This window comes from Bradyrhizobium sp. WSM1417 (genome assembly GCF_000515415.1).
In the GTDB taxonomy this organism is placed as follows: Bacteria; Pseudomonadota; Alphaproteobacteria; order Rhizobiales; family Xanthobacteraceae; genus Bradyrhizobium.
The window spans coordinates 7,108,327-7,121,448 of record NZ_KI911783.1 but is presented as its reverse complement, the minus strand read 5'-3'; the positions used below and the strand labels follow the sequence as shown (position 1 = coordinate 7,121,448).

The 13,122-nt window shown below is 62.9% G+C and carries 12 protein-coding genes; 4 read left to right on the top strand and 8 right to left on the bottom strand.

Going from position 1 to position 13,122, the window contains the following annotated elements:
- Positions 1–27: 27 nt before the first annotated feature.
- Both gnd and BRA1417_RS0134860 read right to left on the bottom strand, forming a co-directional pair.
- Entirely contained in the window at positions 28–1,026 is a 999-nt protein-coding gene (gene gnd / locus BRA1417_RS0134865; RefSeq protein ID WP_027519773.1) for a phosphogluconate dehydrogenase (NAD(+)-dependent, decarboxylating), read from the bottom strand.
- 12 nt (positions 1,027–1,038) lie between these two features.
- Complete coding sequence (locus BRA1417_RS0134860) at positions 1,039–3,888, bottom strand: bifunctional transaldolase/phosoglucose isomerase (protein WP_027519772.1); 2,850 nt, start codon at positions 3,886–3,888, stop codon at positions 1,039–1,041.
- A 307-nt stretch (positions 3,889–4,195) separates the two neighbouring features.
- On the opposite strand from BRA1417_RS0134860, the gene BRA1417_RS0134855 reads away from it, so the two are divergent.
- From BRA1417_RS0134855 to BRA1417_RS0134840, 4 genes are all read left to right on the top strand, one after another.
- Positions 4,196–4,846 (top strand): hypothetical protein, encoded by a 651-nt coding sequence (locus BRA1417_RS0134855; RefSeq protein ID WP_027519771.1) that lies wholly within the window; start codon positions 4,196–4,198, stop codon positions 4,844–4,846.
- 299 nt (positions 4,847–5,145) lie between these two features.
- Positions 5,146–7,089 carry a PrkA family serine protein kinase gene (locus tag BRA1417_RS0134850; RefSeq protein ID WP_018454065.1) on the top strand — a complete coding sequence of 648 codons (1,944 nt, stop codon included), beginning with the start codon at positions 5,146–5,148 and terminating at the stop codon, positions 7,087–7,089.
- A 19-nt stretch (positions 7,090–7,108) separates the two neighbouring features.
- A complete protein-coding gene (locus BRA1417_RS0134845; protein ID WP_027519770.1) occupies positions 7,109–8,386 on the top strand; it encodes a YeaH/YhbH family protein in 1,278 nt (425 codons plus the stop codon).
- Positions 8,383–9,918: a SpoVR family protein gene (locus BRA1417_RS0134840; RefSeq protein WP_027519769.1), complete on the top strand. Its 1,536-nt coding sequence runs from the start codon at positions 8,383–8,385 to the stop codon at positions 9,916–9,918. Before BRA1417_RS0134845 ends, BRA1417_RS0134840 begins: the two co-directional genes overlap by 4 nt.
- 217 nt (positions 9,919–10,135) lie before the next feature.
- Here BRA1417_RS0134840 and BRA1417_RS0134835 read toward each other — a convergent pair whose 3' ends face one another.
- The 6 genes from BRA1417_RS0134835 to BRA1417_RS0134810 all read right to left on the bottom strand — a co-directional run bounded on the left by BRA1417_RS0134835 (position 10,136) and on the right by BRA1417_RS0134810 (position 12,911).
- Complete coding sequence (locus tag BRA1417_RS0134835) at positions 10,136–10,579, bottom strand: DUF1801 domain-containing protein (RefSeq protein WP_027519768.1); 444 nt, start codon at positions 10,577–10,579, stop codon at positions 10,136–10,138.
- 2 nt (positions 10,580–10,581) lie between these two features.
- Complete coding sequence (locus BRA1417_RS0134830; RefSeq protein WP_027519767.1) at positions 10,582–10,800, bottom strand: hypothetical protein; 219 nt, start codon at positions 10,798–10,800, stop codon at positions 10,582–10,584.
- Between the two features lie 44 nt (positions 10,801–10,844).
- Positions 10,845–11,276: an SRPBCC domain-containing protein gene (locus BRA1417_RS0134825; protein ID WP_027519766.1), complete on the bottom strand. Its 432-nt coding sequence runs from the start codon at positions 11,274–11,276 to the stop codon at positions 10,845–10,847.
- A complete protein-coding gene (locus tag BRA1417_RS0134820) occupies positions 11,273–11,599 on the bottom strand; it encodes a helix-turn-helix transcriptional regulator (RefSeq protein ID WP_027519765.1) in 327 nt (108 codons plus the stop codon). The genes BRA1417_RS0134825 and BRA1417_RS0134820 overlap by 4 nt, the downstream gene beginning before the upstream one ends.
- A gap of 210 nt (positions 11,600–11,809) precedes the next feature.
- Positions 11,810–12,259: a DsrE family protein gene (locus BRA1417_RS0134815; RefSeq protein WP_027519764.1), complete on the bottom strand. Its 450-nt coding sequence runs from the start codon at positions 12,257–12,259 to the stop codon at positions 11,810–11,812.
- Positions 12,260–12,290: 31 nt separating this feature from the next.
- Positions 12,291–12,911, bottom strand: a complete 621-nt coding sequence (locus BRA1417_RS0134810) for a hypothetical protein (protein WP_027519763.1) — start codon at positions 12,909–12,911, stop codon at positions 12,291–12,293.
- Positions 12,912–13,122 lie beyond the last annotated feature (211 nt).

The window sequence follows — 13,122 nt, the reverse complement described above, 5'->3', positions numbered from 1 at the left end:
AACTATCGGCCTTCGCTCTGCTAATTGCTATTTGGGCTTCGAAGCAGCCGACTGCTTCGGCTCCTTGTGGCCGCCGAAGCCGGCTCGCATCGCTGAGAGAATTTTCTCGGCGAAGGTGTGTTCCTTGCGGGAACGGAAACGTGCGAACAGCGCCGCGGTCAGGACTTCGGCCGGCACGGCCTCGTCGATCGCGGCATTCACGGTCCAGCGTCCTTCGCCGGAATCCTCGACGAAGCCGGAATATTCCGTCAACGCCGGGCTGTCGGCGAGTGCCGTCGAGGTGAGATCGAGCAGCCAGGACGGAATCACGGAGCCGCGCCGCCAGACTTCGGCGATATCGGCGAGATCGAAATCGTAACGATGATCCGCCGGCAAGGCCTCGATATTGGCGTTCTTGAGGATGTCAAAACCTTCGGCATAGGCCTGCATCAAGCCGTATTCGATGCCGTTGTGGATCATCTTGACGAAATGCCCGGCGCCCACCGGGCCGGCATGGATGTAGCCCTGCTCGATGCGGGGATCGCGCCCCTCACGTCCCTCCGTGCGTGGAATGTCGCCGGCGCCGGGCGCGAGCGCGGCGAAGATCGGATCGAGCCGATCGACCACCTGTTTCTCGCCGCCGATCATCATGCAATAGCCGCGGTCGAGGCCCCAGACGCCGCCGGAGGTGCCGACGTCGACATAGTGGATGCCGCGCTCCTTCAGCGCCTTGCCGCGGCGGACGTCGTCTTGCCAGAACGTGTTGCCACCGTCGATGATGACGTCGCCTTCCTGCATCACGCCCGCGATGGTATCGATCGTGGTCTCGGTGATGTGGCCGGCCGGCAGCATCACCCAGGCCGTGCGCGGCCGATCCAGTTTCGCAATGAACTCTTCGAGCGTCGCCGAGCCTGTCGCGCCGTCTGCGGCAAGACCCGCGACGGCCTTGGCATCCTTGTCGTAGACCACGGTCGAATGTCCCTGGCGCATCAGCCGTCGAACGATGTTGCCGCCCATCCGGCCGAGGCCGATCATGCCGAGTTGCATTGAGGAATTCCCTTAGTTCAGTGCGTCATTGAGCGCCGCATTGAGCGCCGCGAGACCCTTCTTGAGCCCACCCTTCAGGTGGACCCGCAGCGCGCGCCGGCCGCGCTCGGTAAGCACGTCGAAATCGCCGCGCGCCTGCGCCGCCTTGATGACGCCGAAGCTGGCCTTCTGACCCGGCACCAGCAAATCCTTGGCATCGTCGGCGGTGATCTGGAGGAACACGCCGCTGTCGGGGCCGCCCTTGTAGGCTTGTCCTGTCGAGTGCAGGAAACGCGGTCCGAACTCGGCGCAGGTCGCGACATGTCGCTTCTCGCGCACTTCGAGCCGCATGGTCTGGAGTGCGTCGATCGTCGCCTTGTCGCGCGCGATGTAGCCGAGCAGGGCGACATAATCGCCATGTTTGGAGCGCGACAGATGCGCCTTCAGCCATGAGGTGAGGTCGCCGTTGGCGCCGGCGGCGCGCAGGGCCGCGGCATTGGTCTCGTCGGTGTAGAGATCGGCCTCGGTGGTGCTGACCACCGGCCGTTCGGCCGGCAGCGCGCCGGTCTTTTCGAACGAGGCGGTGAGCTCCCGGGTCTTGATCTTAGCCGCTTCCACGTCCGGCTGGTCGAACGGGTTGATGCCGAGGATGCTGCCCGCCACCGCCGTTGCCATCTCGAAGCGGAAGAACTCCTGGCCGAGATGGTCGATCGACTTCATGACGATGCGGACGACGGGATGGCCGGCCGCTTCGATCGCAGCAAGCTGCGAGTCATGGGCGGCGTCCGCCTCGCCCTCGATACGGATGTCGATGAAGAGCCTGTCATTGCCGTAGACCGCGGGCTCGCCCAGCGGCTCGCCGTCGATCGGGATCAGGCCCTTGCCGTCCTTGCCGGTCGATTCCGCGATGAGCTGCTCGGCCCAGGCGCCGAAATCGGCGATCTTCTTCGACGACAGGATCGTCACCTTGTCGCGACCTTCGAGCGCTGCATGGCCCATGGCAAGACCGAGCTGCACGCCGGGGTTCTCACTTGGCGGCACGTCCGGTCCGCAGGAGCGGGCCATCGCAAGCGCGTGCTTGACGAAGGTCTTGATATCGATGCCCGCGGTTGCCGCCGGCACCAGCCCGAACGGCGAGAGCACCGAGTAGCGTCCGCCGATGGAGGGCTCGCCGTAGAAGATGCGCGCGTAGTTCAGCGTCTTCGCCGCCTTCTCCAGCGACGACCCGGGATCGGTGACTGCAATGAAGCGATGGCCGGTCTTGACCTTCGGCCCGACCGCCTGCGCGACGCGCTCGTGGAAATAATCCTTCATCGCATTCGGTTCGGTGGTGCCGCCGGACTTGCTGGAGACAATGAACACGGTGTTGGCGATGTCGATCCTGGCCTCCATCGCCCGCACCTGTGCCGGGTCGGTGGAATCCAGCACGTGCAGCTTCGGGAACCCGGGCTTCTTGCCGAAGGTCTCGGCCAGCACCTCCGGCCCGAGGCTTGATCCGCCCATGCCGAGCACGACGGCGTCGGAGAATTTCTGGCCTTTTACGCGGCTTGTATAATCCTCGTAGTCGGCGACGTCGGTCTTGGCGGCGCTGTCGAGCCAGCCGAGCCATTTATCCTCGTCGGTGTCGGTCCAGACCGATTTGTCGCGCTGCCAAAGCCGGCGGATCTTGGCGGATGCGCGCCATTCCTCGGTGCTCTTGGCAACGGCCTTGCCGAGACCGTCGCCGAGCGAGAGAAGCTGGCGGTCGATCGCGGGCCCGAGCACGGTGGCGCGCTTGTGGGCGACCGCGCCATAGAGCTTGTCGGCGGCGTCGGCGAACTGCTTGACGCCGTCCTTGACGAGCTCCTCGGTGATGGCATCGAGCGAGACGCCGGAGCGCTCCAGCTCTTCCAACACGCGCCTGGCGTCGTCGACATTCTCTTCCAGGCTGTCGCGCGGCGTGCCGTGGTCGCGGAACGCATCCAGTGTCGCCGGCGGCACGGTGTTGATGGTGTCGGGACCGATCAATTCCTCGACATAGAGAACGTCGCTGTAGTCCTTGTTCTTGGTACCGGTCGAGGCCCACAGCATGCGCTGCGGCTTGGCGCCCTTGGCCGCGAGCTTGTCCCAGCGGGGACCTGAGAACAGGCGCTTGTAATCCTGGTAGGCGACCTTCGCATTGGCGATCGCGACCTTGCCCTTCAGCGCGGCGAGCCGTTCCTTCTCGCTGGGGTCGTTGGCGCGGGCGATCTTCTCGTCGAGCTGCTTGTCGACCACCGAGTCGATGCGGCTGACGAAAAAGCTCGCCACGCTCGCCACGTGGGAGGGGTCGCCGCCACCTGCGACGTATGTCTCCAGGCCGGCGAGATAGGCCTCGGCGACTTGCAGATAGACGTCCCTGGAGAACAACAGCGTGATATTGATGCTGATGCCGTCACCGATGAGCTGCTCGATCGCCGGCAGGCCTTCCGGCGTCGCCGGCACCTTCACCATCAGGTTCTTGCGGTTGACGTCCTTCCAGAGCCGCCGCGCCTCTGTGACCGTGCCGGCGGTGTCCATCGCCAGATAGGGCGAGACTTCCAGGCTGACATAGCCGTCGCCGCCCTTGAGGCGGTCGTAGACCGGGCGCAGCACGTCGGCCGCGTTCTGGATGTCCTCGATCGCGACAGCCTCGAACAGGTCGGCGACCGACCGATCGCCGCGCTTCAATGCCTTGCCGATCGGCGCGTCGTACTCGTCCGAGCTGCCGATCGCTTTCTCGAAGATCGACGGGTTGGAAGTGACGCCCTTGACGCCGTCGGTGTCGATCAGCCGCTTCAGGTCGCCCTTGGCGATGAAGCCACGGGCCAGGAAGTCCAGCCAGACGGCTTGTCCGTGCTTTTCCAGTTCTTTGACGGGATTCATGATGCTAATTTATCTCCAAGCCTGCGGGCGAGGGGTTTCCGCGCCGGTCCTGACGCGCTATCCTCTAGCTTACATGCTTCCTTGAGGGAACCAATCAAGGGTATGGGCGTCATATCCTCCAGTGTAACTCCGTCGCGATCATGGCGATCCGCGTAGAGGGAGCCGAGTTGCGTAAAAGGTCGTTGGCCGTGAGAAATCGGCCGGGCCTCGTTGTGTAACGTCAGCTGCCTCGGCTCGCCGCTAGCGGCTGCGCGGAGTACTCATCAGCGGATTCCGGTCCGCCTGATGCGTCGTGGCTCGGTCGCGAATGGCCATGCTGGGGGAAAGCATGCAAGCACATCATGACCGTCTGGCGCTCGCTGTCACAGACAGTCCCCGATCGGTCACGTCGACCGGAAGCGTCGATGCGTCCCACGATCTCGAAATCGGTCCATGTACGAGCCAAACGCGACTGCTGGTCGTAGCGGGCTTCGCCATGACGCTGCTCAGCGCAACGCTCGCCTTGGGCTGGTGGGGTGCTTTTGGCGATTACGACACGACGGTCGGCTGTGCCGGTGTGGTGGCGTTCGCCCTGATGACCGGTCGGCTGATCTGGATGCTCCCCGCCGAACGGGGATCGGTGGTGATCGTCACCCCGTATGGGATTCGCGATCTCCGCATCGGCAATGAATTTCTGCTGTGGGACTCGATCGCGGAGATTTCGGCTGAAGAACGCCGTGGGCGCAAGGTGATCGTGCTGACGCCGACGCCGGCCTTGCAGCGGCAGCTCTGCAGTATCCGCGGCTTGGTCGGCTGCGTGACGGACGATCGCATCGTGATCCGGTCGGAGGGCCTGGCGACCGATTTTGATACACTGCTGCGTGCTTGCCGCGACTGTCACGCCGCCGGCGGTCCACGCACCGCATTGCAACAGGAAGATGAACGCAGCACCCAAGGCTTCGCCGCACAAGCGTCATAAGATCGCCGTTCGCAGATCGCTATGATGGAGCGCCGGATGAACGCATCCCCGGTAACGCCCGGATGTTGCGAGCAAGTGACATTTTCTGGAAATGAGCCAATATAGACAAAGATTCGCTCAAATATCAGGCAGGTGCCTGTTCGTAACTCACCCTGTGCCTACGTTGTGCGTTGCGCCGAGAAGGCGCCCGGGTGTCGAATGATCGTCATGTGCTCACGCTGATTCGAGAGTGGCGCTAAGGAACGGTCCGGTCGCTGCTTTCGTTCAATTGTGTAGCGGAACTCACGCGGAGAGGGATCATGTACAACGATTCTCTATTCAACGCTTTCGCTAAGTCGTTCGAGGCGAGAAGCCAACACGACATGTCGATGGCGGAATATCTGGAATCGTGTCGAAGCGATCCCATGAAATACGCGAACGCGGCCGAACGACTGCTAGCAGCGATCGGTGAGCCCCAGACGATTGACACGGCCAAGGACCCACGCCTTGGCCGTATTTTTTTGAACCGCACGATCCGCACCTATCCGGCCTTTGCCGGCTTCTACGGCATGGAAGAAACCATCGAGCGCATCGTCGGTTTCTTCCGTCACGCGGCGCAGGGCCTCGAAGAGCGCAAGCAGATCCTGTATCTGCTCGGTCCGGTCGGCGGCGGCAAATCCTCGCTCGCCGAGCGGCTGAAGTCGCTGATGGAAGTGCACCCGATCTACGTGCTCAAGGCCGGCGACGAGCTCTCGCCGGTGTTCGAAAGCCCGCTCAGCCTGTTCGATCCGGATCAGCTCGGCCCGATGCTGGAAGAGAAATACGGCATTCCGCGCCGCCGTCTCACCGGCCTGATGAGCCCGTGGTGCTACAAGCGGCTGGAAGCCTTTGGCGGCGACATTTCCCAGTTTCGGGTCGCAAAAATCCAGCCATCGCGGCTGCGCCAGATCGGGATCGCCAAGACCGAGCCGGGTGACGAGAACAACCAGGACATCTCCTCGCTGGTCGGCAAGGTCGACATCCGCAAGCTCGAAACCTACGCGCAGAACGATCCCGACGCCTACAGCTATTCCGGCGGCCTCAACCGCGCCAACCAGGGCGTGCTCGAGTTCGTCGAGATGTTCAAGGCGCCGATCAAGATGCTGCATCCGCTGCTCACCGCGACGCAGGAGGGCAACTACATCGGCACCGAGAATATCGGTGCGATCCCGTTCACCGGCGTCATCCTCGCGCACTCCAACGAAGCCGAGTGGTCGAGCTTCAAGGCCAACAAGAACAACGAGGCCTTCATCGACCGCATCTGCGTGATCAAGGTGCCTTACTGCCTGCGGATCACGGAAGAGCAGAAGATCTACGAAAAGCTGATCCAGGGCTCCGAGCTCGCGGCCGCGCCTTGCGCGCCCGCGACGCTGGAGACGCTGGCGCGGTTCTCGGTGATGTCGCGCCTGCGCAAGCACGAAAATTCCACGATCTACGCCAAGATGAGGGTCTACGACGGCGAGAGCCTGAAGGAGACCGATCCGAAGGCGCGCAGCGTCCAGGAATATCGCGATGCCGCCGGCGTCGACGAGGGCATGGACGGTGTTTCCACCCGCTTTGCCTTCAAGATCCTGGCTGCGACCTTCAACCACGATCCGCAGGAAGTCGCCGCCGACGCCGTGCATCTGATGTACGCGCTGGAGCAATCGATCAAGCGCGAGCAGCTGCCCGAGGAAGTCGAGAAGCGCTACCTCGAATTCATCAAGGCCGACCTTGCACCGCGTTATGCCGAGTTCATCGGCAACGAGATCCAGAAGGCTTATCTCGAATCCTACTCGGATTACGGTCAGAACCTGTTCGACCGCTACGTCGACTACGCCGACGCCTGGATCGAGGACCAGGATTTCAAGGATGCCGACACCGGCCAGCTGCTGGATCGCGAACTCTTGAACCAGGAGCTGACCAAGATCGAGAAGCCGGCGGGCATCGCCAATCCGAAGGATTTCCGCAACGAGGTGGTCAAATTCTCGTTACGGTCGCGCGCCCAGAACGGTGGCAAGAATCCGACCTGGATCTCCTACGAGAAGATTCGCGATGTGATCGAAAAGCGGATATTCTCCCAGGTCGAGGACCTGCTTCCGGTCATCTCCTTCGGGTCGAAGAAGGACGGCGAGACGGAGAAGAAGCACGGCGAGTTCGTCGCACGCATGGTGGAGCGCGGCTACACCGAGCGTCAGGTTCGCCGGCTCGTCGAATGGTACATGCGCGTGAAGCAGGCCGGTTGAGGCGGATGGAAAAGTGCCGATTCACATTATTGACAGGCGCCTGAATCCAGGCGGCAAGAGTCTCGAGAACCGGCAGCGGTTCTTGCGTCGGGCCAAATCCCTGGTGCAGGGCGCCGTCAAGAAGACCTCGCAGGAACGCGACATCAAGGACGTCCTGGAGGGTGGCGAGGTCACGATTCCGCTCGACGGCATGCACGAGCCGCGTTTCCGCCGCGACGGCGGAACGCGCGACATGGTTTTGCCCGGCAACAAGAAGTTCATCGAGGGCGACTATCTCCAGCGCTCCGGCCAGGGCAGCGCCAAGGATTCCGGTCCGGGTGAAGGCGACAGCGAGGACGCCTTCCGCTTCGTGCTCAGCCGCGACGAATTCGTCGATCTCTTCCTCGACGATCTCGAACTTCCCGATCTCGCCAAGCGCAAGATCGCGCAGACCGAGAGCGAGGGCATCCAGCGCGCCGGCTACACCACGTCGGGCTCGCCGTCCAACATCTCGGTGAGCCGGACGGTTCGGCGCGCAATGGCGCGCCGTATCGCGCTCAGGCGTCCCAGCAAGGAGGAGATCGAAGAGCTGGAAGACGCCATCGCCGCATGCGCGGACGAGGACGAGCGTCTGCTGCTGATGGCCCAGCTCGAAAAACTGAAGGCGAAGTCAAAGCGCATTCCCTTCATCGATCCGCTCGACATCCGCTACCGCCGCTTCGAGACGGTGCCCAAGCCCGTTGCCCAGGCCGTGATGTTCTGCCTGATGGACGTGTCGGGCTCGATGTCCGAGCACATGAAGGATCTTGCCAAGCGCTTCTACATGCTGCTCTACGTCTTCCTGAAGCGCCGCTACAAGCACGTCGACATCGTCTTCATCCGCCACACCGATCGCGCTGAGGAGGTGGACGAGCAGACCTTCTTCTACGGCCCGGCTTCCGGCGGAACGCTGGTTTCCAGCGCGCTGCAGGCGATGCACGAGATCGTGCGCGAACGCTTCAGCCCGTCGGACTGGAATATCTACGCCGCGCAAGCCTCCGACGGCGACAATTCCTATTCCGACGGCGAGCTCGCGGGCATGCTGCTGACCGACAAGATCCTGCCGGTCTGCCAGTTCTTCGCCTATCTCGAGGTCGGCGAGTCCGGCGGCAGCGCCTTCGATCTGTCCGACTCCTCGCTCTGGACCCTCTACGAGCGCCTGCGCAACAGCGGCGCACCGCTCTCGATGCGCAAGGTCAGCGAGCGCAGCGAGATTTTTCCGGTGTTCCACGATCTGTTTCAGCGCCGCGACACTGCCCAGGAGAAAGCCGCCCCATGACGGAACGCTTGTTCGAAGGCGCCGATTGGGATTTTCATACCTTGCAGCGCATCACGGATGCCTGCGAGGAGGTGGCGACGAAAGATCTCGGGCTCGACGTCTATCCGAACCAGATCGAGGTGATCACCGCCGAGCAGATGCTGGACGCCTATTCGTCCGTCGGCATGCCGCTGTTCTACAAGCACTGGTCGTTCGGAAAGCACTTTGCGTATCACGAGGCCTCATACCGCAAGGGCCTCATGGGGCTCGCCTATGAGATCGTGATCAACTCGTCGCCCTGCATCTCCTACCTGATGGAGGAGAATACGGCGACGATGCAGACCCTGGTGATCGCGCACGCCGCCTTCGGGCACAACCACTTCTTCAAGAACAACTATCTGTTCAAGCAGTGGACCGACGCCGACGGCATCCTGGACTATCTCGATTTCGCCAAGAACTACGTCATGCAATGCGAGGATCGCTACGGTCGCGTCGAGGTCGAGCGCACCCTCGATGCCGCGCATGCGCTGATGTCGCACGGGATCGACCGCTATCCCGGCAAGAAGAAGCTCGACCTCCGCGCCGAAGAGAAGCGGGCAGGGCGCCGCCGCCAGCACGAGGAGGAGGTCTTCAACGACCTCTGGCGCACCGTGCCGGCAGGAAAGAGCAAGACCCGGTCCGCGCTCAGCATCGAACGCCGCCGCAAGCTGCTCGGCCTGCCGCAGGAGAACCTGCTGTATTTCCTCGAGAAGAGCGCGCCGCGGCTGGCGCCATGGCAGCGCGAGTTGTTGCGCATCGTGCGCCACATCGCGCAATATTTCTATCCGCAGAGCCAGACCAAGGTGATGAACGAGGGGACGGCGACCTACGTCCACTATCGCATCATGACCAAGCTGCATCAGCAGGGCCGCATCAGCGACGGCAATTTCCTCGAATTCCTGCAGTCGCACACTAACGTCGTGTTCCAGCCTGAATTCGACGACCAGCGCTTTTCCGGCTTCAACCCCTATGCGCTCGGCTTCGCCATGATGCAGGACATCGAGCGCATCGTCGCAAGGCCGGAAGACGAGGACCGCGAGTGGTTCCCGGACATCGCCGGCAAGAACGACGTGATGGGCGTGCTGCGCGACGTCTGGGCCAACTACCGCGATGAAAGCTTCATCGCCCAGTTCCTGAGCCCGAAGCTGATGCGGCACCTTCGCATGTTCCACTTGCATGACGATCCCGAGGAACGTGCCGGCATCCGGGTCGACGCCATTCACGACGAGCGCGGCTTCCGCCGCGTCCGGCGCGAGCTGGCACGGCAGCACGATGTCGGCTACATCGACGCGAATATCGAGGTGGTCGATGTCGATCTCTCCGGCGACCGGCGGCTGATCCTGCATCACCATGTCATCAAGGGCGCGCAGCTCAACGAGACCGACGCCAAGCGCGTGCTCCAGCATCTGGCCGATCTCTGGACCTACGACGTCGCGCTGATCGAGGTGGATGCCACCGACAAGGTGCTGCGCGAATATGTCGTCAGCCCGCGCCCGATCTCGGCGGTGGCCTGAGGGCGGCTGACTGTGCGGAGCAATACGGCGAGATGCGCGTTGATGTGCCCTCGCCCCTTGTGGGAGAGGGCGGCGATGCCGGGAGACACAAGCTCACTGGGGTGAGGGGTATCTCTCCACATTTTCCCGTGTCGATAGAGACCCCTCATCCGGCGCTTCGCGCCACCTTCTCCCGCAAGGGGAGAAGGAAAGCATTCGTGGCTCCGCGACGACTGTCCTATCCGGAACGTTTCGCCGGCTTCTTCTTGGCTTTCGACGCATTCAGCTCCACCGCCGCGCGGATCAGCGCCTTCAACGCCTTCTCGTTGATCTTTTCGCCTTCGCGAATATCGATCGCGCGACGCACGTTGCCGTCGAGGCTCGAGTTGAACAGGCCGGCGGGATCGTCCAGCGCGGCGCCCTTGGCAAACGTCATCTTCACCACGGCCTTGTAGGTCTCGCCGGTGCAGATGATGCCGTCGTGCTCCCACACGGGAACGCCGCGCCACTTCCATTCCTCGACGACATCAGGGTCGGCGTCCTTGATCAGGCCACGGATTCGCCCGAGCATCTCGCCGCGCCAGTCGCCGAGCTCCTTGATCCTGCCGTCGATCATCCTGGATGGCGAAGCGCCATCCGTCTTCGTCGTGCTGCTGTTTTTCGCGGTCACGGCCTTCTTCATGTTCACACCTCTTGTCGGGCGCTGCGGCGGCGGCCGAGATAGGGCAGCGCGAACATGTAGAGCCCCGTCGCAAGCAATGGGATCAATGGGACGAAGGCGAGCAAGCCGATCCACGTCGCCTGGACTTGCAGCGTCAGGGCAACGATGTTGGCGATGACGGCCAGCGTGAAAGCGATCGAGAGCCAACGATGGATCTGCCGAATCCACATATTTCCGGTCAATGAAACCTCCTCTTGAGATGATCGAATGAAGGCCGGCGGCCGAGCTAATCTGCCCGTGCCAGCAGCTCGTCCAGCTTGGCGAGAAACTGCTTCCAGCCGGCATGCGCGCCGCCAAAAGCCTGCTTCTGTGTCGGGCTGAAGCCGGCTTGCTCGACACGCAGATGCGTGCCTGCGCCCGTCGGGGTCAGCGTGAAGGTCACGACGCTCTTGAGATCGAACGCCGCGTCGTCATGCGAGAAATTCCAGGTGTAGGCGAGCGTCTTCTGCGGCTCGATGGTGAGAACCTCGCAGTCCAGCACGCCGCCCCACTCGCCGCGAAGGTTGAAGCGGTGGCCCACATTCGGCTTGAAGTCGTTCTTCATCAGCCATTCCTCCATCAGATGCGGCTGCGTCAGTGCGCGCCAGATCCGCTCTGCCGGAAAGGCAAATTCGCGCTCGACGACAACAGATCGGGTTTCGGTCGCGGATTCGTTCATTGGTCCATCCTCTTCAGGAGATCGTCGAGCGCATCGAGCCGGCTCTGCCAGAACCCGGCCATCTGGCTGGTCCAGTCGATCAGCGGATTGAGCGCGCCGGGCTGGGCGCTGTAATGGGTCTGCCGCCCTTGATGCCGGTCGCGCACGAGGCCAGCCTGCTTCAGCGCGCCGAGATGTTTTGAGACCGCCGGCTGGGACACGCCCGACAGTGCCGTCAGAGCCCCGACCGTCTGTTCGCCCTCGCGGCACAATCGCTCGAAGATCGCCCGACGGGTGGGGTCGGCGAGCGTCCTGAACAGAAGATCGTGGGCGGCGGCGGACATGCAATCCATAACCTGTAAGTTATGGGTATATTCATAACCCTGGAGTTATGGGTAAGTCAAGCGCCTTGCGAGCGGTACTCGTCGCGCAACCCGCTCCGCCGTCATTGCGAGGAGCCCTTGCGACGAAGCAATCCAGTCTGCCTCCGTGGAGGGACTGGATTGCTTCGCTGCGCTCGCAATGACGGACAATGTAGCGGCGCCTCCCGCGCCCTACGGCCGCAGATAGAGATAACCCTGCGACTGGAGCTCGGCCAAACGGACCACGCCGCCCTTCTCCGCGCTGACGAAGCCCGGCAATAGATCCGTAAGCGTGACGTTCTGCGCCTTCATCGTGTTGCCGCAGGCGGCAAGCTCGACGCCATCCTTGGAGAAGTCGCCGACGCGCTTGCTGATGTCAGGGTTGGCCTGCGCCCAGTGAAACGCCTTCAGCGCCGGCCCGTGGATCACCAGCGCGATCGTCACATGCTCGGGGCCGCCGACGCCGTCGATGTGGTTCTGGATGTTGCCGAGCACGAAATTGACCTTCTCCGCATCGCTCAAATGATAGACCACCTTCAGCTTGTTGCCCGTGCCGGCTTCGGTCGCGGCCGTCGCGCTGGAGGCGCCAAGCGCCGCGCCCAGGCCTGAGATGGCGCTCCACAACATGTTCCGGCGGTTCATGACGATCTCCCTCGATTGCGCCGGACACATATCATTTGTGGCGGAGCGCGGCGAGTTCCTTGCGGTCGGTCACGAGCGAGGCACATTCCTTGTTGTCCGTTCGATCTAGGCGGAAAATCCCGTCGTCGGCACCGGCGACCAGTGACAGTTCGGCATCCTCATCCGGCTTGTTGTTCTGCCAGACCCTGACCCGCGCCAGCCGCACGATCGCCGATTTGTCGTCCTTTGAGAGCGCGACGCCGATGCCGCCGCCCTCGCAGTCGACGCCGCAACCGAGGCGGATCTCGCTGCCGTCCTGGGTGAACACGGCGTGATGACAGGAGCCGCTGGAGTCGAAATCGCCGGAGCGGTGACGATACCTGAAGCCGAGGCGGAAGGCGTTGTGGAGCTGCTTGTCTTCCGTGTCCAATTCCGCCGAGATCAGCAGCTTCATCGAGGCGACCTTCTGCTTCGGATGGCGCGCCAGATGCTCGGCGTCGTAGCGCCGGACGAAGCAGGCATAGGCCTTGCTGCCGAGTGCGCCCGCATACATGCGCGCGTTGAAGGTCTCGGCCTCGGCCTTGCTGGCCTCACGGATATCGTCGGCCTCTTCGCCGTAAGCAGCGCCGCCGAGCGCCGCAAGGAAGACGGCAGCAAAAAGAGAAAGCTTCATGATGGCCTCGCGCGCAGCAGCTGAGCTGTACGCTGTAGACGCGGCCCAGCTGCGACGCGTTCAACGTTCGCAATACGACGTGATCGTCGCAGGACGGAGCGAGGTGAAGTTCCACGCCGGGCATTAGTCTTCGGTGGGGTCACGAAGGTTCATTCGAGCTGACGCCTTCGCCTTTCGGAACTCGACGCCGACGATTGCTCCGACGTTGCCC

Excerpts from the sequence above, each read along its gene's own strand:
- BRA1417_RS0134820 (WP_027519765.1), bottom strand. The coding sequence starts at position 11,599 with ATGTCCGCCGCCGCCCACGATCTTCTGTTCAGGACGCTCGCCGACCCC.
- BRA1417_RS0134860 (WP_027519772.1), bottom strand. The coding sequence starts at position 3,888 with ATGAATCCCGTCAAAGAACTGGAAAAGCACGGACAAGCCGTCTGGCTG.
- BRA1417_RS0134810 (WP_027519763.1), bottom strand. The coding sequence starts at position 12,911 with ATGAAGCTTTCTCTTTTTGCTGCCGTCTTCCTTGCGGCGCTCGGCGGC.
- BRA1417_RS0134840 (WP_027519769.1), top strand. The coding sequence starts at position 8,383 with ATGACGGAACGCTTGTTCGAAGGCGCCGATTGGGATTTTCATACCTTG.
- BRA1417_RS0134855 (WP_027519771.1), top strand. The coding sequence starts at position 4,196 with ATGGCCATGCTGGGGGAAAGCATGCAAGCACATCATGACCGTCTGGCG.
- BRA1417_RS0134835 (WP_027519768.1), bottom strand. The coding sequence starts at position 10,579 with ATGAAGAAGGCCGTGACCGCGAAAAACAGCAGCACGACGAAGACGGAT.
- gnd (WP_027519773.1), bottom strand. The coding sequence starts at position 1,026 with ATGCAACTCGGCATGATCGGCCTCGGCCGGATGGGCGGCAACATCGTT.
- BRA1417_RS0134850 (WP_018454065.1), top strand. The coding sequence starts at position 5,146 with ATGTACAACGATTCTCTATTCAACGCTTTCGCTAAGTCGTTCGAGGCG.
- BRA1417_RS0134815 (WP_027519764.1), bottom strand. The coding sequence starts at position 12,259 with ATGAACCGCCGGAACATGTTGTGGAGCGCCATCTCAGGCCTGGGCGCG.
- BRA1417_RS0134825 (WP_027519766.1), bottom strand. The coding sequence starts at position 11,276 with ATGAACGAATCCGCGACCGAAACCCGATCTGTTGTCGTCGAGCGCGAA.